The following is an 18,829-nucleotide window of genomic DNA, read 5'->3' on the forward strand; positions in this document are numbered from 1 at the left end:
CCTATTACAAGACTAAATCTGTTCCCAATTGTTGAACACGAATAGTACGTGACTGAAACCAGGAACTGACAAAAGGAGGCAAGCACATCAAACACAACCCTGTAACCAAGGTCAACTCATAACGGCTAACACCACCCACATTAATTCCTTCTGGCGGCATGAAGCTCACTACCAACGTTGTTAACCCCCCTACAATACCAATCCCGGCTACCAGGAGCATGCCCGCCATACCACCTGGAATGCGGAAGGCACGTGGGTGCTCCGGCGCACTTATACGCAATTTAATAGCAGCAGCAAACATTAACAAATACATCAACATATAAAGTTGCGCTGCCAACGCGGTTAATAACCAATAAGAACCATTGACACTTGGCATAAATAAGAACAATGCAGACAAAATAGTGACGATTACGGCTTGACTAATTAACATGACAATAGGCGCACCATGGGTATTTGTACGTCGAAACACCTCTGGCAAATTGCCATCTTCAGCAGCAACCAGCAAACCTTTAGTGGGTGCTATGATCCAGTTGCTCACACCACCAAGCCCTCCCATAACCAACATCAATGCAATGAAAGGCATAAACCAAATCAAATGATACTTAGCAAAAAAAGCATCAAAGGCCTGCATAATACCAGCAACCAGATTAATCTCTTGATGGGGTAAAACAACAGCAATCGCCAGTGAACCTAAAATCAACGTGCTCAAAATGATAAGTACTGAATAAGTTAATGCGCGTGGAAAAGCGCGTTGCGGATTATCGACATCATTAGCATGCACAGTAGCAATCTCAATACCGCAAAAAGACATCATAATTGCTGTTAGCGAAACCCACATGGATCTGTCCTGCCAGTGCGGGCTGATACTTGCCGAATCAAATTGCACTTGCAAAGGGTTACCTCCAACAATCCAGGCAGCGCCCAAGCCAATAATTAAAGCCATAGGCAACAGTAAACCGGAGAGCGCGCAAATATTGCTAAACAAGGCAGAGGAACGCATACCTCGCAGATTGACCAAAGTGGCACCCCAGAAAGCACTGACAATGACTATCCAGAGGAAATAAGGATTAGATGCCATAGAAGGGTTAATTAAATAACCAATTGTTCCAGCCACAAAAGATAAAATGGTCGGATACCAAATCACGTTTTCAATCCATTGCAACCAAATTGCTAAAAATCCTGTTTTTTTACCAAACGCTTCTTTTACCCAGATATAGATCCCGCCTTGTTTTGCCCATCCAGAGGCAAGCTCTGCGGATACCAGTGCCGTAGGAATTAAAAAAAACAATGCACCTAAAATAAAGAAGGAAATCAACTGACTACCAAAAAGGGCTGTAGCAGGTAAATTGCGAATACTGTCTACAGAACCCACCGTAATCATTGTGAGACTAAAAATGGACAACGTGTGTTTACTACTCATTGCATTCCTTTTCTATTGTTCCAACGCTTACAAAAAAATTATTGTACCGGGGCAAGCTTAAGATAACCTTAATAATCGTGTAAAAAATAAACAAAAATCGCATTCACTTTACGCGACTCTGACCGTTTTGTAAATTAGTGTACAAAAGGAATTTAACAATAATAATTTTATTGGGTCCTGTCAGGATATCTCAACAATTTTTTAACAAATAAAACTACATTTTATAGGGCCAAATCGAAGGGATAATTCAACTTTTTATCATTCAATTACTGTGGAAGCGTGAAAATCTTTGCCAGTTCTTAATAACTTACGCTAGGATTATGATATGCCTTACACTAGGATGTGAATGATGCAACATATGCGCAAAATCGTTGTCGCGGGGCTTGCCTGGTTAACCTATTCCTGTTTTGTATTCGCTGAGGTCGCCAATGATACTCTTTGTCAAAATGCAAGCACTCTCTTTATAAACGCCAATTTTATCACCTTAAATCCCAATCAACCGCACGCTACGGCTGTTGCAGTCACTAATCACCGTATCGTAGCCGTTGGAGAACAACAAACATTAGTGGCTAACTGCCGCGGTAAAAATACCCAACTGGTGGATTTGCAAGGTGCAGTCGTAACACCCGGCTTTATCGATACTCACTCACAATTCCTGCTCTATGGCTGGTTAACCGACCACGCTATTGATTTATCCACTACGAATGCCCTCGAGCAGCCTGATTGGCAACCAATCAAAACAACCTCCGCTTTTTTAGCCGCAATAAAAAATAAACTGAACACGAATGAGGAATGGCTCATTATTAATGGCTACGATCAAATGCGTATGCAAGGAGAACCTCTTGTCCAGGCGATGTTGGATAAAATTAGTACCACGAAACCCATCATAGTCTTCTTTTCTTCAGGCCACCAGGCATTGCTTAATCAGGCTGCGATAAAAAAAATACCCTCCCTGGCTGATAAAATTAATCAGGACGGCGTCATTCGCAATGCCCCATTGTACAATTTATTGGCAACTCTAATTAAAGAAGAGCAAGTAACAGCAGGGATTCAGACTGCAGCCAAGCGTTATTCACAACGAGGTTATACGACAGTCACTGAAGCACGGGCCCAGCCTGAGTGGCTCAGTAGTTATGAGCAATTAGCCAAACAGGATGATTTTCCGGTAGATATTATTGTTAATCCCGCGAGTGTTCCTGAAAAACAACGAATGGATCTGGTCTATCAGGACAAGCCGCGTCTGTATCCAGGGCCCGTCTCTATCCAGGTTGATGGTGCTGCAAATGAATACAGGGCCTTCCTCAACCACTCTTATTTAAACGTTAATTTGGAATGGAAGGGGCCTCTGAATTACTCGCCCAGAGAACTGGAAGCAATCCTGATGGCTGCAGGCCGTACAAAAACACCGGTGGCGCTGGAGTGCGATGGTGATGCAGCCATTGATTTGGCCTTAAATCTTACCGCGAAAGTACAACGTTTTTATCCTGAGACGCTGTTTCATCCAATCATTGTGAATGCCCAATTTGTACGCGAGGATCAATTAGAGCGTATGCGCCAGTTAGGAGTAACTGTCAATTGGTTTGTACCCCATTTGTATTATTGGGGTGAGGCTTTATGCCAAAGAATACCTAACCCCAACGGATTCTATAAAGATACGCCCTTAGCCAGCGCTAAAAGAACATTTGGTACAATCAGTGCTCATGCACACTCGCCAACCACAGCCCCCAACCCCTTACAAATGATTCAGTTCATGAACACCCGTGAAATACAAAACTGGGATTCCCCTCCGACAAAGGCGTGTATCGACCGATTTGCCGCTAATGAGCAGGTGGATCTCAATGATGCACTCAAGGCACTTACAATCGATGCAGCCTTACTCTATGGTTTAGAACAAGACAAAGGTAGTATCGAACCAGGCAAACTGGCTGACATGACTATCTTGAGCGCCGATCCTTTACAAAGTAAAAATCTACCCACTATCCAGATTTTAGGTACGATAGTACGAGGGATGATGCATTTACAATCCTCGACTCCCCCTGTGAAGGAGATTTCCAAAGCAACCTCGTCTTAATCAGCACGGATTGCAATCAGGCACTGGCATTATGGGAACCACTTCCATTTTAGATGGCTTGCGTGATTGCTTTCCTTAGAATCTAGCAAGCCCCTAATATTGTGTTAATAAACAGCTCAATAGTTAGCGAGCTAAATACCCTGCCAAACATCAGCTAATGTCCATGTTGTGCATCAAATAAAACAATCGATATAATGCGATATTTTCGGACTGTCTTAAGGATAACTTAATACTCGATCTGTATTATTAAGGTCCATTTTGCTGTAATGAGAAGAGAGATGCCTAGAGTTAAAGGGAAAGGCCCCATTTTAAAAGCTAATTTTGTTGGTAAAGGAAAATCCAAAAAGAATTTTTCTGATCTCAGCAGCACAACTAATTTGATGCTTCTTAGTATCGTAGGTAACGAATATTGCGCAGGGGAGTATCTGGAGGCAGCACTCAAGTATTCATTGCGACACCATCAAAACACCACGCTGCTCATTGCAGATGAGGTTTATTGGCATAATTTAAAACCGCAAAGTTCCGATGGAGCGCCACTTTCCCAAGAGAAAATCAATCAACTTAAACAGGATGCTCTTAAGTTAGGTGCTCAATATTTTGAAAGTAATTTACAACATTTCCTGGCCCCTCTTGGCATCTCAGTCAAAAAATTTAACGAGGCGCATGGTGATAAAAGCACTAAAGAAAAAATAACCCTTATCAACAGTCTTGCTCGCCACATGGGCCTGAATTTTCAAATAGTAGGATGGCAGGATTGGACTAACTCTCTACCTGCTTTCGAAAAAAATAAAGTTGCCATTATGGAACTCTATGAAACAACCGAACAATTAAAAAAGAGTATCGAACATACTGCTCACGAGTTTGCCAAGCGCCATGAACAAGAAGGCGGTTATGACCTTTGGTACCAGCGTTCTGTAGGTTATTTGACGGAAGAAAGCCCGACCGTAATGTGGCTAGGGGCAGCCCTGGGCTATAATTTTGTCACCTATCCAGGAGACATGATTGATACTTTTCAAGCGACAAAAGATTATTTTGTAGTTCCTTCCACTCTGCCTCCGCAAGAAAGCCCCTCTTTTGCCATTCGTTCAGAGCAGCCTAATTTACTTGTTAATTGGATGCAGACTTATTTTAAAAGAGAAAGCCCTAAACCAGAAACCACTGTGACAGCAAGTCATCCGCTTCACTTTTTTACCCCAAAGCCGGATCAATCCGTCAGTGCTGTTGTAGGAAGTGCAATCACTGAGGCGATGCTGGAAAGCATAACCTTAGCCTCAGAACCCCAAAAACAAAAATTTGACCAGGTGGTTCATGAATTCAGCAACCTGCTTTTTTCACTGCAAAATAAGGATAGAAAAAATCTGCTTGATTTAATGATGAGACTTTCCGTAGTAGCCGATATTATTCAAGATTACCAAGGGCAACAAGGAGCCTCACTAGCAGCGCACGAAGACCCTATAGTCGCTGAACAACCAATAGTTGCTTCGCGGGCTCCAGCACAACAGGGAGTCGCCTCGCAGTCAACTGCAGTGTTGCAGGAAGAAGTACTAGATTCTATGCCTCCTTTAGAAGAAGTCGTGTCAGAGGTTACTCTGAATAATCCCCCTCGACAAGATAAAGTGACGTTTTTCAGCCCTCTCATAGAACCGAAGACCAGCCCAAGTCACAGAGAAAATTTGGGAGTAACTCAACCTGATAGCAGCCTGGCACGCGCCTTTATTTAATCGCCCAGCGTAATTGCAAGGTAGAGAAAAACAAACCATTAGTTGTCTTGTCGAGTTCAGGTATACTCTAAGAGTTCCCCAACAAAAACAAGACACGAATGAATAATGATTTTCTTTTTAATGTTTTTACATTCCTTGCAGCAGCCTGTGTTATTGTGCCTATCGCCAGTCGTTTCAAATTAGGCTCTGTACTCGGTTATCTCATTGTTGGTGTCCTCATTGGCCCTTTTGGCTTCAAATTTATAGGTAATGCACAACAAATTATGCATTTTGCTGAATTTGGTGTGATCATGATGCTCTTCCTTATCGGTCTGGAATTGGAGCCAGAAACTTTATGGCGTTTAAGAAAAGCCATTGTCGGTCTAGGAGGGTTACAGGTTACGCTCACGACGATGGCGCTTACTATGAGCGGCATCCTTCTCGGTTTCGACTGGCATGTTTCCCTGGCAATTAGTATGGCGCTTGCCTTATCGTCCACCGCGCTAGTTTTGCAAATGTTGCAGGAAAGAAACCTGATGCGCACAGCAACAGGAGAAACCTGCTTTGCCGTATTATTGTTTCAGGATATCGCTGTAATCCCAATCCTTATTATTATACCCTTATTGGCCCCGTCAGCTCAGCCAAATACAGCCATCCATTCTACCAGCTTCCTTCACGCACTTTCAGGATGGACTCATGCCGGAGTAATTGCGGGTATTATCACAGCGATTATTGTCGCAGGGCATTATCTATCGCGTCATTTTTTCTTCATCATTGCCCAGACTAATTTACGGGAAGTATTCACCGCGACTTCATTAGCCCTGGTTGTGGGTATTACTCTATTAATGCAGGCTATTGGTGTTTCACCTGGCCTGGGTGCTTTTGTAGCAGGCGTCGTACTAGCCAACTCCGAATATAAACGTACTTTAGAAACCGATATTGAACCCTTCAAAGGCTTACTGCTTGGCTTATTTTTCATTTCAGTTGGTATGGGAATGAATTTTACCTTGCTATCAACTCAACCCCTGCAACTGTTGGGTACGGTAGTCAGTTTTATCGCTATCAAAGCCCTCATCCTTCTTATTCTCGGGCAAGGTTTTGGTTTAACCAAGCTACAAACTGTCGGCTTTGCTCTGGCGCTTTCTCAGGGAAGTGAGTTTGCGTTTGTATTATTCAAATTCGCCAACTCAGTCAATGTAATTTCATTAGCAGAAGCCAATTTCTATACACTTGCCGTTGCCCTTTCAATGGCAACAACCCCCTTTTTAATGCTCTTTTATCAACGTTTCATTGTCCCCTCCTTTATGAGTGCAATTCCTCAACGCCAATTTGATGCTATCGATAAGCAACAGCCCATTATTCTCGCTGGTTATGGTCGTTTCGGACAAATCATCGGCCGCTTTCTCACAGCCCAAGGCATCGAACTTACGGTATTAGAAAAAGATCCCGAACAAGTAGAATTACTGCGGAAGTTCGGTTTTAAGGGTTATTTTGGTGATGCGTCACGCCTTGATTTATTGAAAAATGCTGGTGCACAGCAAGCCAAACTGTTGATTGTAGCGGTGGATGATCCTGATACCAGCCTTGAAATCGTTAAATTATGCAAGGAAGAGTTCCCTCATCTGGCCATTTATTCTCGAGCCCGCAACCGCCGTCATGCTTATGAGTTGCATAAAGCCGGCGTCGATTATTTTAAACGCGAAATTTTTGATTCTTCATTAACGATGGCCCAGGAAATTATGAAATTTTTGGGCTACAGTGCTGACAGCATGCGCAGAAAAGCACATGCTTTCGCTCAGCACGATGAAAGCTCTCTCCGGAGATCGTTTGCTTTCTTTGAAAAAGAACACGAATTAATCAGTTTTTCTCGCCAAGCTTCCGGCGAATTGGAGCAGATATTACAAGAAGATAAGACAAGCAGTACAACTGAACATAACAATTAGCCAAACAAAGGCCCTTACAACCAGCAAGGCAGAAGAACCCTTCTGCCTTTACGAAAAACCTCTTTCACTGATCTTGTTCAAAACGAGCAACGCTTGAAATAATCTCATTACGAGCAGCGTCTGGTCCCTGCCAGCCGTCTACCTTGACCCATTTGCCTTCTTCCAAATCTTTATAATGCTGGAAAAAATGCTCTATCGATAGCAACAAGGGATGAGGTAAATCTTCATACGTTTTCACGTGATCATACATTTTACTCAATTTACTGGTAGGGACAGCCAATACTTTAGTATCTACGCCTGCTTCATCGGTCATTTTAAGCATACCAACCACACGGCAAGGAATCACGGCACCACTGATTAAGGGCACAGGGGTTACCACCAAGACATCAACCGGATCACCATCTTCGGACAACGTCTTTGGAACATAGCCATAATTGGTAGGATAAAACATCGCTGTTGTCATAAATCGATCGACAAACAAAGCGCCTGTTTCTTTATTAACCTCATATTTTACTGGTTCCCCATGCATAGGGATTTCGATAATTACATTAATTTCATTGGGTACGTCACGACCGCTTTTGATATCCATTAACCCCATTTTTTCACCCACTGAATAATTTAGACGCGCTATTATGCGCAAAATGACGCTAAAAGGCAAAACTGTCATACTTAAGGTCGATAATGAGAACAGGCTAATGAAGACTCGTTGACTTTTAAATGGAGAGCCAAGCCATGCACAATTTTGATACCTTGAAAAAAACCATCGACCAAGCAGAGCAAGCGGTTAAGATTGGAGGGCTTTATGCTCACTATCGTCAACCAGAGCGCTTGTATAAAGTATTGGCCATCGCCATTCATGAAAATACGGAAGAGCCTTGCGTCGTCTACCAGGCTCTCTATGGTGACAAACTCATATGGGTCAGAGCCCTTTCAGCCTGGCGTGAACAGGTTGAACATCAAGGAAAGACCATTTTAAGATTTATCCTAAAAGAATGACTATCACACAGAGAATAAATGGAAGAACTACATGCCACCACCACCCGGTGTTAGCAACGCTGTCCTGAAATCGTTATTCTGCTCCAAAGTGAGGAAAGCATCCCTGATTGCAGATACCCTGCACTGTCTTTCGGTTTGCATAAAAAAACCACTGCCAGTACTAAATAATTTACCCAACACAAAAGGAAAACCTATCCCTGTGGCCGCGATGGCAATATTGAGAATAATCGCGCCTACCAATTCGGAGCGTGTCCTCATCTCTTTATAGCCTTGACCAAGCTTCATGCAAAATTCCTTTTGCGTAGCCGCAATTGCGGGAACATCAAGCCCTTTCTTTGCTTTGATAAATTGATTCAGTGATAAAACCAAACTGTCTGCCAACTCAATCGTCTGTTTGCCAACACCCTTAGCATCGGATAGCTCCATACCACACTGTTTTAATTGTTTTATATGATCATAAAGGACTAACATTTGCTGCATCAGCCTTGCAGGATTATTCGCTGTATTAAATGGCGGTAACCAGCGTGTTTTACCACCTGCTTCCCCCATCCAGCCTGCCGCTTCAGGAAACGACTCCAAAATCGCTGCAAGGCTCAAAAAATTTGAGCTCATCTCCAGTCGTTCCAGAATATTGCTACCAGTTGGGCCTCGCTCCAACAGTAAGGGGAGTCGAGCCAGCTCAGGTAAATATCGGAGGATAACTCGCAGAGTATTGGGATTATCTTGCGCCCAATTCAACAGGTTGTGTCCTGCTAGTTTTCCTTGTACGGCCTGCACCCGCCCAGCTTCCGGTAATGCTTGTAAAAGCAATTCCAATGCGTCCGGATTTTTGACAGCGATGTGCCACATCGTGGGTTCCATTTCGCCAGGGGTTTCTCGCCCATTCTTGGGCTGTAAACTCCAAATAGCATGAGCATGGGAGTCCAACATGGTTTTTAAGGTCTTGGGATAAGACAGGATCAATTGCAAAACACTGAGACGATCTTTATTTGTCTGCTGCAGAGCCATTAACTGTTTCTCAGGGGGGTAAATGGCCAAAATCTTTTGGAAGGATTCAACATAGGGAACGGCTAGATGCAAAGTCGTGTCGTCCTGTGCTGTTTTTGCCTGGACAACCTCTAGTAATTCCTCCGGCGAATATAAGTCTAAAATGATTTGCAGGGACTCAGGATTTGCAACCGCTAAATGCAAGACGGTTTTCAGCTCCTGATCTTTTTCTTGCACTGCCTCTTTGCGCCCCTCCACAGAATAGGCTGCTAAAACCAATTTTAAGGAGGCCGGATATCGTGCAGCCGCATGTAAAAGCGTCTTTCCGTGATATTTTTCATTCAACAAGGCAAGGCGTTGGGATTCCTCAAGGGTTGCCATTTTTTCTAAATGAACTTTTAATATGTCGGGAGAAGAGGCTGAAGCGTGCAAAAGACTGGACGTGAATTTTTCAAGAGTGACGCCCGGATGCAGAAGAAACTTCCGATCTCTTTCCTGAATCATTGCAAACATAACCGCCCGATTCGTAGCCATTCAAGTTTCCTATCATCTTGTACTAAAAATAAATCTTTGTGCGCTTTAAATGATCACAAAATTCATTATTGTACATACAATAGTTATCCTTGGCCAACAAAATTCTTGCTCACAGGGAATACTGATATTTGACTGTGTAGGGGCGAGAGGCAACAAACCATCGCACCATTGCCAGAGGTCATGGAGTACCCAAAATAAATACGCGTAAAATTCCATTCTTTTATGCTGTCCACAATCCCTTTCTTTTATTCATTCGGGGGAGTAATGGATAATTCCTGGCTATTGGTAAGAGGGGGGGCTTGATAATTCACGCACTGCCTTAGCTCAATTACTCGTCCAGCATAGAGCGCACATTTTGTTGTGTAACCAGCATGATTATACAATATCAATTCTAAATCACCGGGAATATCGCCGGACAGATGGGCTTGAAAATAGATAAGGTTTGGATGTTGTCTTATCCGTTCATTCATACAGATAGCGACTTCAGACTCTGTTTTATGTTCTACCTCATAACATTGCCGTAAAGCCTGCATCGTGATTTCCAAAGCAGCCGAATTAGGTTCAGCCAGGGCAGCACCAGGAAAGAAGGGAAAAATACTCATACCAACCAAAATCGATTTACGTAAAAGCATAATCTTTTCACTAGTGGATTAGTTAAATTAATTATAGAACCTAATTATAAAAATAAATAATTGAGGATTAACCTAATCGTCCTGCTCTATGGCTATGTTCTTATATGGCCGTCACCCAAAATAACCCATTTATAGCTGGATAGTGCTTCTAATGCCATGGGCCCCCGAGCATGCAATTTTTGCGTGCTAATGCCAATTTCAGCCCCCATCCCAAATTGCCCGCCATCAGTAAACGCAGTAGAGGCATTTACATAGACAGCCGCCGCATCGACCTGATTTATAAAATAGTCAGCGGCTGATTTATCTTCTGTAATAATCGCTTCGCTATGACCCGAGGTATAGTCATGAATATGTTTAACAGCGTCTTCTTTTGAAGAAACTGTTTTTATCGACATCTTATAAGATAAATACTCATGGCCAAAATCATCAGGGCCGGCTTGATGAAGCAATGTTTTAGGGTAAGACTGTTCAAGCATTCTATAACTTAACTCATCGGCAAAGAGTTCAACATTCTTTTCAGCAAGCAATTCAACTAAATGGTATAAATCATCCAGGCGTTTTTCATGGATGATCAAGGTATCCAAGGCATTGCAAACGCTTACTCGCCTGGTTTTAGCATTGTTAATAATAAGACGACCTTTTTCCTTATCCCCACTAGCATCAAAATAGGTATGAACAATACCCGCACCCGTTTCTATCACAGGGATTTTGGCGTGCTCACGCACGTAATTAATTAACGCTTGCCCCCCTCTTGGAATACAAACATCGACCCACTCATTTGCGGTCAAAAGAACATTCATGGCCTCGCGTTCTGGCGGCAATAAATAGACCACATTAGGATTAATATTGTGGCGACTTAAGGTCTTATTGATAAGGGATACTAAACATTGATTACTATAGTAAGCTTCTTTACCGCCTTTAAGTACAGATGCATTGCCTGTTTTAAAACACAAAGAAAAAACATCAATGGTCACATTTGGTCTGGATTCATAAATCACAGCCACTACGCCCAGGGGAACGGAAATTTTTTGTATTCGCAAACCATTAGGCAACTGTTTTTCATCAAGTATGCGGGCTTGCGGGTGTTTCAAAGAAGCCACTAATGCAACATCAGAGGCGATCGCATGAACCCTCTCTTCCGACAAAAGAAGCCTATCGTATTTGGGATCAGCCTGATCCATCGCAGCCAAATCTTTCTTGTTTTCAGCAATAATTTGTTGCGTTTCTTCTCCTAAGGTCTTGGCAAGATCCAGGAGTACTTCGTTGCGCTTCGCTTCACTGAATGAAATTAAGCTCTGGCTGGCTTCTTTTACTGCTTTAAGTGCCGTCATTACTTTCTCTTTCACTTAAATCTCCTGGAAAATATGCAAATGATCATAATGAATAAAGATAGGCTTATCTTTTTGCCCTAAATAGTCAGCTAATTTATTAGCATCATATTTAGCCAAACCAATTCCAATTTTCTCCCCTTCGAGGGTCCGAATCTCTATAAGATCACCACGCTTGAAATCCCCGTCGTATTTCTCTATCCCTACTGGCAATATACTTAGAACACGTTTATTTTCTTTTAAAAGTTGATATAAGCGGGGATTAATCGAAATTGAACCTGCTCTTTTTTCACTGTTAAACGCAATCCATCTTTTTATATTTGATTTTCTCTTGGCAGGCAAAATAATAGTGCCAATTTGTTCTTCTGCAATAATGCGCATAATCACGGAAGGTTGATTGATGCTTGCTATATGGGTAGTAATGCCAAGAGCGGACATTTTGCGGGCGGTGCCAAGCTTGCTAATCATGCCGCCGCGTCCATGCGTACTTTTTACTGCAGATACTGCAGGCCAGCCTTTTTCAGGTCCGATAACAGGAATAAATTCCGAGTCAGCAAAATCCGGGTGGCCTGTATACACCCCTTCCACATTACTTAAGATAATTAATTTATCAGCATTCATTTGCGCTGCAATAAGACCTGCTAATTCGTCGTTATCGGTAAACATCAGTTCTTCAATAGAAACGCTGTCATTTTCATTAATGATAGGAATAATATTTTTTTGCTCTACTATTTCCCGCAGTAATCTGGCTATATTTAAATAGTGTTGCCGGGTTCGAAAATCCTGTTTGGTCAGTAAAATTTGCGCAGCGAGGATTTTATGCGCTCTAAACATCGCAGCATAAATATGAACGAGTTCAGGTTGCCCCAGAGATGCCAATACTTGCTTTTCGGCTATCGAACTTCCATATTGCCGTCCCAGCAGCTGTTGCGCTACCTTACGTCCTGAAGAAACTGCACCAGAACTAACCAGAACAATATGGTGCCCGGCTTTCTGTAAGGCTACGATTTGCTCAACCAAATGCTTCATGATGGGTTCAAATGGTGTTCCATCATGCGACAAGATGCTTTGTGTACCCACCTTAATAACAATTTTCATAATAGTAATTCACTTTAAACCTTTTTAAATGGGTCGGATTGATTTGGATTCAAACACCCAATAGCTAACCTATTTGAATCTAATTGACCTAACAAGGGTTTGGAGTATCAATAACTGCTGACAACCATTTGCACCTGAGCAACCCCAGCCATAAAGTGACTATCCATTGACTGGTTTTCATGTCCTAAAGGCCTCTTCCTTATCGACCTGGTGTGACCGCTTGGTTATGTCTGCAAAGACCTTACCATATCATGCCTTCTTTATTAATGCATGACTCGCCACTAAACCTTGTCAACTTTCTGCATAGGGACCATGAAGCCTCGTACTCCCACTTCTTCACATTACTTATTGATCACAATTTAATCATCAAGTATAATTTATAAACTTTTAACCTGGCATACGTTGTTAACGGCTTTTTGAATCCATGCATAGTTTTTGTTTCAGCAACAACTCATCACCTGTGTTTAAACAAAAGCTCTCTCCGTTACATCAAGAGTTAAGCCATTTGGAGATATGATGCGACCAATTTCCCAACAAGAATTCGAAAACCTGTTAGATGACCTGGCTCAAAAGAAAAAAGAACTTGGCAAAGGCAAACAATTGTCGCTGGCAGACTACTTACAGGCGCATGGTTTTTTGCCTGTTCTTGAGAATCTTAATTTTACGGTACCTCAGAAAGCGGTCTTTCAAATCCCAGGAAAAAATGCTGACGAAAGTATGGTTACGGCTACACAGGTATTACGTAGAACAGAACTATTCACTGAGTTGGATTTTTCTGGGCTTGGTACAATAAAAAATTGTAGCTTCGACTGTTGTGATCTCAGTGGCGCAAAGATTGAAAATCTCAACATAGAAAATTGCAGCTTTAATAACACCGTACTCAATAAGGCCTCAATAAAAAACACGCAAGGACAGTATTGCTCCTTTAATGGTACCAGCTTTGACCATAGCCAACTGCAACAGGTTGTGTTTAAGCAATGCCCTGTCTCCCACTGCTCTTTAAATAATTTACAAGTATTTGATTCGGTTATTTGGCAAAACTGTCCGATGGACTATGTTTCCATCGTTGGTGGAGCAACCGCTAGAGACGTTATTATCCGCGCTGATGATCGGCTTGGTGTAGCCGAGTTGGTAACCGATAAGACCATCTACTTTGATAAGATCCATGTTAAAAATAGCCAACCTGCCATCTTGGTTTCATGGAATAATAGTATGCCTGGTGTAGCCGGATCACTGACCGAAACAATGTTGGCGGCACGCAACCTTAATCCCGTCCGCATGGATTACTGCCCAACTGTCAACGAAGTCGAGTTGGATAAAGAAATTACTGAATTAAATCAATTGGCTTCTCGGAGGATAGACGCGTTAAAAGCGGACTTATTAACAAAAATTAATCAAAAAAATAACCACCTGTTGCCCCCGGAAATTTATCTGCTTTTTGTGGAACGCTGGAAAAATGAAAAAATCAGTTTCCCCATGGTCATGATCGAAATCATGCGGGAACTTCATGCCAATGACCCGACAAAATTTCCTCAAATGGCAGCACTTTATGCCTATGCGAAATCGATGTTTGACCGGGTTGATGGGGTATTAATCCCCGGCGGCCAGGATATTGACCCACGCTTTTATGGCCAACCATTGCATTTAAAAACCAAACTCCCTGCCTATTTAAACAGTGGACTCTCCGATGCAAGACGGGATGCATTGGAATTTAGCCTGGTCTATATCCAGCAGCGAGCCTCTAAACCCAAACCCTTATGTGGAATTTGCCGTGGCTCTCAGGTTATTGCAGCATCGTATGATGGAACCCTGTATCAAGATGTAGGCGATCCCAAAAGAGCAGCTTATCTGGTTGAACGCCTTATTCCGAAAGCCGCAATGACGGAGGAAACGGCACTCTTGTCTACCCAGAGTAGATTAATTGCGCGCAGTAATAGAGAAAACCTGGCAGTCATTTTTCTGCATCATCAAGGTTATAATCTGGATAGCGCACATGGATTGACAGCCACTGCGTCAACTCAAACCAGTAGTGGTTTTGACCTTGATACGGTGGCAGAAAATTTAGATCAAAACATTTGCATCACCCAATCACATCCAGAATTTACTTTTGATAACGGGAAGCCTGGAAATAATGGTCTTTCTTCCAAAGTAAGTGCCTTGGCTGCTGATGGTATTTTTGGGCAATTTGAAATGAGGGTACGCGCCTATACCCAAAGCCAGAGCAAATACCAGCAATTAAGTTACGACCTGTCAGTCACAGCAAGACAAAGTGGTTTTTTTAATCCAACAAGAGCCCAAAATCATCATGATTTGCCTGTCCCTTTTTTAACGTTAACAGGCAGATGACACCAGCACTTCGCCATCCGGGAGTTAACACTCCCGGGTTGCACCCAAACTAGGAAAAAAGCCTGCTCATCCAACCAAGTTTGCTATGTACATGCCTTGATTTTTTTTGTAAGGCTAAATCCAGGGCTTTTCTAACCTCCCCTTTATTTAAAAAGTCGACTAATTCTTTTTTATTTTTAGTGGCTGTTATTTTTCTCAATTTAGCCAATCTTGCTTCCACTGCCTTTACTGAAACATAACAGGCTCTTGCGATTTCCTTCGTACTTAACCCCTGAAGCAAATAATAGCCCGTATGGGCTAATGTGTAATTAAGATCAATACTTTCTCCTTCCACGTCGATCTGAATCGCCTTAATCTGGGTATTTTCTATAAAATAATCGATTTCACGATAAAATTCTTGTTGCACTAGGGCGCTTTTAATCAGTCCCAGTTCGTGCAAAGAAAGTGCATGCGTCAAAGCAGCATCAATAATTTTTTTCGCTTTATCACGAAAATAAAGAATAAAGCGTTCAAGAATTTCCTGATGCTGAAAATAGAAATTATTCATTTCATAATGGTCTCTGGTTGTCGCAAAATTGAAATGCTCTTCTTTGGCTACACTACTTTTGATAATAGTAACCCCATGAGCAATGTTGAAATTTTCTTTCGCATCGTTATAAACAACCATTACCGGATTATCTTTAGGAAGCGCATCCCAAATAATAATCTCATGCTCAGGTTGAAATGATGAGAGGTAAGTCGCATAGTCCTTATCAATACAATTCTTAAGCCAGGGATAGTTATTGGTTAGAAATATAAATTTATCCCCCTGTGATAATTTATAAGAAAAAAAAGTCAAATCAAATGACTCAAATAAAGGTTGCGCGATTTTATCAATGGAACGGCAGGCCATTTTAAGTGGTTTTTCACCTAATTTCAGGAACTTTCGATCTCTCAATTTAATCCTCCCTGAGATTGAGAAAGATAAAAAAACTTTAACGAGTCTCTTAATAGTTTGGAAGAAGACTCTAATTGATTGTTATCTAAAACAAGTTAACTCGACTCGCTCCCCCAATTGCAATTTGGCCACCGCTCCCAATAAGAGAGGGAAGTTTGTATAACCATGCCCAATTCCTTCTATTTGTGCAACGGGAATGGGGCTGTTTTGCGCAAATCGCTCCAATACCGGTTTAACCAGAGAAGAGCCATTTGGCTCATTGCCAGTAAGAAAATCACCAAATAAAATAGCTGCTGCCTCTTTAAAAACAGTTGCCTGGGATAAATGCTCCAGCATGCGATCAACACGATAGCCTCGCTCGCCTACTTCTTCTAAAAAAATAATTTTGTTTTGCCCATCAAGTTGCCATATTGTGCCAATACTTGTTTGTACCAGGGTTAAATTTCCTCCTGTTAACCTCGCCTCGATTACCTTATCGCTTGCAGCAAGTTCATTCAGCGGCAAACCCGATAAGCTAATTTGTTCCACGTCTCCAAATAAGATTGATTTTAATGAATGAATCGATTCAGGAGAAAATTTATCTCTTGCAAGCGCACCATGAATAGTTGGCCATTGCCACTGTTGCTCCAGAAACAAATGAATCGCAGTGATATCACTCATACCAACAAAGAGTTTGGGAGGATTTACCGGTGTTATTTGACTTAGTTGAGGCAGTAAGCGCATGCTGCCATAGCCGCCACGGGCACAAATAACCGCTTTGGTTGCTGGATTTAATAGAGCCTTTCTTAACAGATTGAAGCGTATTTCATCAGTATTAGCGCATAACAAGTCATTCCCAAAAATAGCTTGATCAATGATGCAATTTAATTGCCATGACTCCAGCAAATTGTTCAGATCACTTAATACCTCATCAGTACAACGGGAGGCAGGTGCAATTATTTCAACACTATCACCAGGCTTTAATATAGGTAATCGTTGCATAGTGATAGGTTCTGCCTCTCTTCAAATGTTTCAGTGCCTGGCGAATTTGTCATTCATCGAAGATGAATTAGCTAGAAATGACGAACATCGCAAGATCGATGATATCGGTCAAATTATAAGGAAGTACAACTTGCATTAAAAGGCACTCAGGCCCTCTTTGGCTTCAATTTAATTTTATCTTGAAATAAAATAATGCTTTTTGATCTTGTCTTCTACTCACCATTTTCTTACGATCCGCCCGGAACATCCAAGCGTATGCGTTTTATCAAGTCACTACAAATAAGTGCTGCCGTTAAATACGCCTATGAAACGCTCTAATTTCCAAATTCAAGCAACTGAGCATAAGAAAGTGGTCTTTTAATGAAGAAGAGATTCAACGATGCCTAAATTAAGTGATAGGAAAGCCAAAACCCTTAAGCTCATTGTTTTACGCTATTTGCAAGGGGCAAATTTGGACTTTACCAAAGAGAGTTTAGAAAAAGAATGTCTCGAGTTAAATTATCCTTGCCAGGATCTCTTTGAATTCATTGAGTTAAAAGATGAGAATGATCCGCTTCTTCTTGCTATCTTAGGCAGTCTTGGCGTTAAAAAAAATAGGCCTAACCGTGCTTCTAAAGCTGATTCTAAAACAGAGGGCGCCTATGAAAAACTCTTTGCGAACTCTAAAAATCTTTATGAGCTTTTGACCCATCTTTATCATGATGGCCATCATCATCTGGGTTACTTGTTAAAAGTAATTGATAAAACGAAGCCTTCTTATTGGTGGACTCTAATTGCCGGCGCCCTCTCCAGTATTGGTTTGGGCAGTTGGGCTTATAACAGTGGCGCAGGACATGCCATTCTTATCTGGATTGAGAGAATTGCCCCACCACTCATTCACTGGCTCTCTAAATCGGTCTCTATCTTGCGTAATATGCCACTGCTTGGCGTCATCTATAACAGTCTGACCCTTAGCTGGATTTGGCGCAGCACGTTGGCTTATGGTACGACAACCAACCCACGTAAAGTGTATTATTTATTCTTCGAAACGCTCGCAAAAACACTAACCATTATCGCCTATCTATTAGCTTTAATGGCTATAGGGCATATGACTATAATTCCTGCCTGCCTTTTTATTGCCAGTAGCTTTAGTGATGTCGTGAAAAGCGTCTGTTCATTGTTTATCAATTATCAACAAAAGAAAACCATTGATTTTGTTATCGATAAATCGGCTCCCTGGGAAAAACAAGCCCAGCAAAGAAGAAGTATTAATTTGATCGAACGCTCTTCAGAAACCGTATGGGTTAAATTATTAGCAGCCGGTTTTACAACCCTGACAGTAGCCTTCATGTGTCTAATTCCACCTAGCTTCTTTCTCAGTGTCAGTTGTTTAACTGTTATGGCATTGGTTTTTTTAGCGAAACACTCGCTTCTTGCAAGCGTTCACGAATTATTTGCTGTGAAATTGCAGGTGAGTATTAACGAGATTGGTCCTCCGGACGATCCTGACCTACGCCCGGTAATCGTCATAGAAGAAACAGGCCCTGCGTTTGAACAAGAACCAGACCTGGCCAAAATTGTATTGGGCCTTGTTGATACTGTAGTAAATGTTGTAACTGAGCATAGTCCTACTACAATAATAAAAAGACTCGGGGGTAGAGGAACGCCTGAGCCAACGTCGCCTATCGATCATCAACATTTCCCCCCTGTATTAGTAACACCTTCAGATAAAGGAAGTCAGGGTCAAATCACAGAGGAAAGGGAGAATAGCACCACGTTCAAGCTGGATGATTGAACGAAACGTTTAACACTATCGGGTATGACTGACTCTTATTCACGACCAATCTAGTTAGATGCAAACCAATGGTGAGTTTCCA

Annotated in this window: 14 protein-coding genes; 6 read left to right on the forward strand and 8 right to left on the reverse strand. The window is 42.0% G+C overall.

All coding sequences use genetic code 11. The annotated features are described in order from the left end of the window. Positions 1-4: 4 nt before the first annotated feature. The gene (locus DYC89_RS13620; RefSeq protein ID WP_115222278.1) at positions 5-1,420 is read right to left on the reverse strand and encodes an APC family permease; all 1,416 of its coding nucleotides are present in this window, start codon (positions 1,418-1,420) and stop codon (positions 5-7) included. A 346-nt stretch (positions 1,421-1,766) separates the two neighbouring features. On the opposite strand from DYC89_RS13620, the gene DYC89_RS13625 reads away from it, so the two are divergent. The 3 genes from DYC89_RS13625 to DYC89_RS13635 all read left to right on the forward strand — a co-directional run bounded on the left by DYC89_RS13625 (position 1,767) and on the right by DYC89_RS13635 (position 7,134). Beyond that, positions 1,767-3,491: an amidohydrolase gene (locus DYC89_RS13625; protein WP_115222279.1), complete on the forward strand. Its 1,725-nt coding sequence runs from the start codon at positions 1,767-1,769 to the stop codon at positions 3,489-3,491. A gap of 278 nt (positions 3,492-3,769) precedes the next feature. Beyond that, the gene (locus tag DYC89_RS13630) at positions 3,770-5,212 is read left to right on the forward strand and encodes a hypothetical protein (RefSeq protein ID WP_115222280.1); all 1,443 of its coding nucleotides are present in this window, start codon (positions 3,770-3,772) and stop codon (positions 5,210-5,212) included. 98 nt (positions 5,213-5,310) lie between these two features. Continuing rightward, positions 5,311-7,134: a monovalent cation:proton antiporter-2 (CPA2) family protein gene (locus DYC89_RS13635; protein WP_115222281.1), complete on the forward strand. Its 1,824-nt coding sequence runs from the start codon at positions 5,311-5,313 to the stop codon at positions 7,132-7,134. Positions 7,135-7,198: 64 nt separating this feature from the next. Here the strand turns inward: DYC89_RS13635 and ppa are convergent, their stop codons facing one another. Then, the gene (ppa, locus tag DYC89_RS13640; protein WP_115222775.1) at positions 7,199-7,732 is read right to left on the reverse strand and encodes an inorganic diphosphatase; all 534 of its coding nucleotides are present in this window, start codon (positions 7,730-7,732) and stop codon (positions 7,199-7,201) included. A 134-nt stretch (positions 7,733-7,866) separates the two neighbouring features. On the opposite strand from ppa, the gene DYC89_RS13645 reads away from it, so the two are divergent. After that, the gene (locus DYC89_RS13645; protein ID WP_115222776.1) at positions 7,867-8,130 is read left to right on the forward strand and encodes a DUF1653 domain-containing protein; all 264 of its coding nucleotides are present in this window, start codon (positions 7,867-7,869) and stop codon (positions 8,128-8,130) included. A 27-nt stretch (positions 8,131-8,157) separates the two neighbouring features. On the opposite strand, the gene DYC89_RS13650 is transcribed toward DYC89_RS13645, so the two are convergent. The 4 genes from DYC89_RS13650 to proB form a co-directional block, all read right to left on the reverse strand. Next, positions 8,158-9,651 carry a hypothetical protein gene (locus tag DYC89_RS13650; protein ID WP_115222282.1) on the reverse strand — a complete coding sequence of 498 codons (1,494 nt, stop codon included), beginning with the start codon at positions 9,649-9,651 and terminating at the stop codon, positions 8,158-8,160. Between the two features lie 245 nt (positions 9,652-9,896). Further along, entirely contained in the window at positions 9,897-10,283 is a 387-nt protein-coding gene (locus DYC89_RS13655; protein ID WP_115222283.1) for a hypothetical protein, read from the reverse strand. 92 nt (positions 10,284-10,375) lie between these two features. Then, entirely contained in the window at positions 10,376-11,629 is a 1,254-nt protein-coding gene (locus DYC89_RS13660; protein ID WP_245954005.1) for a glutamate-5-semialdehyde dehydrogenase, read from the reverse strand. Next, positions 11,630-12,709: a glutamate 5-kinase gene (gene proB, locus DYC89_RS13665; protein ID WP_115222284.1), complete on the reverse strand. Its 1,080-nt coding sequence runs from the start codon at positions 12,707-12,709 to the stop codon at positions 11,630-11,632. Positions 12,710-13,222: 513 nt separating this feature from the next. On the opposite strand from proB, the gene DYC89_RS13670 reads away from it, so the two are divergent. Continuing rightward, positions 13,223-15,055: a gamma-glutamyl-gamma-aminobutyrate hydrolase family protein gene (locus tag DYC89_RS13670; protein ID WP_115222285.1), complete on the forward strand. Its 1,833-nt coding sequence runs from the start codon at positions 13,223-13,225 to the stop codon at positions 15,053-15,055. Positions 15,056-15,104: 49 nt separating this feature from the next. Here the strand turns inward: DYC89_RS13670 and DYC89_RS13675 are convergent, their stop codons facing one another. Beyond that, positions 15,105-15,992 carry a helix-turn-helix transcriptional regulator gene (locus DYC89_RS13675; RefSeq protein WP_115222286.1) on the reverse strand — a complete coding sequence of 296 codons (888 nt, stop codon included), beginning with the start codon at positions 15,990-15,992 and terminating at the stop codon, positions 15,105-15,107. Between the two features lie 81 nt (positions 15,993-16,073). Next, positions 16,074-16,973, reverse strand: a complete 900-nt coding sequence (locus tag DYC89_RS13680; protein WP_115222287.1) for a S66 peptidase family protein — start codon at positions 16,971-16,973, stop codon at positions 16,074-16,076. A gap of 379 nt (positions 16,974-17,352) precedes the next feature. Between DYC89_RS13680 and DYC89_RS13685 the strand changes: the two genes are divergently transcribed. Further along, entirely contained in the window at positions 17,353-18,747 is a 1,395-nt protein-coding gene (locus DYC89_RS13685) for a hypothetical protein (RefSeq protein WP_115222288.1), read from the forward strand. Positions 18,748-18,829 lie beyond the last annotated feature (82 nt).

The sequence above is a fragment of the Legionella donaldsonii genome (genome assembly GCF_900452385.1).
GTDB classification, from domain to species: Bacteria; Pseudomonadota; Gammaproteobacteria; order Legionellales; family Legionellaceae; genus Tatlockia; species Tatlockia donaldsonii.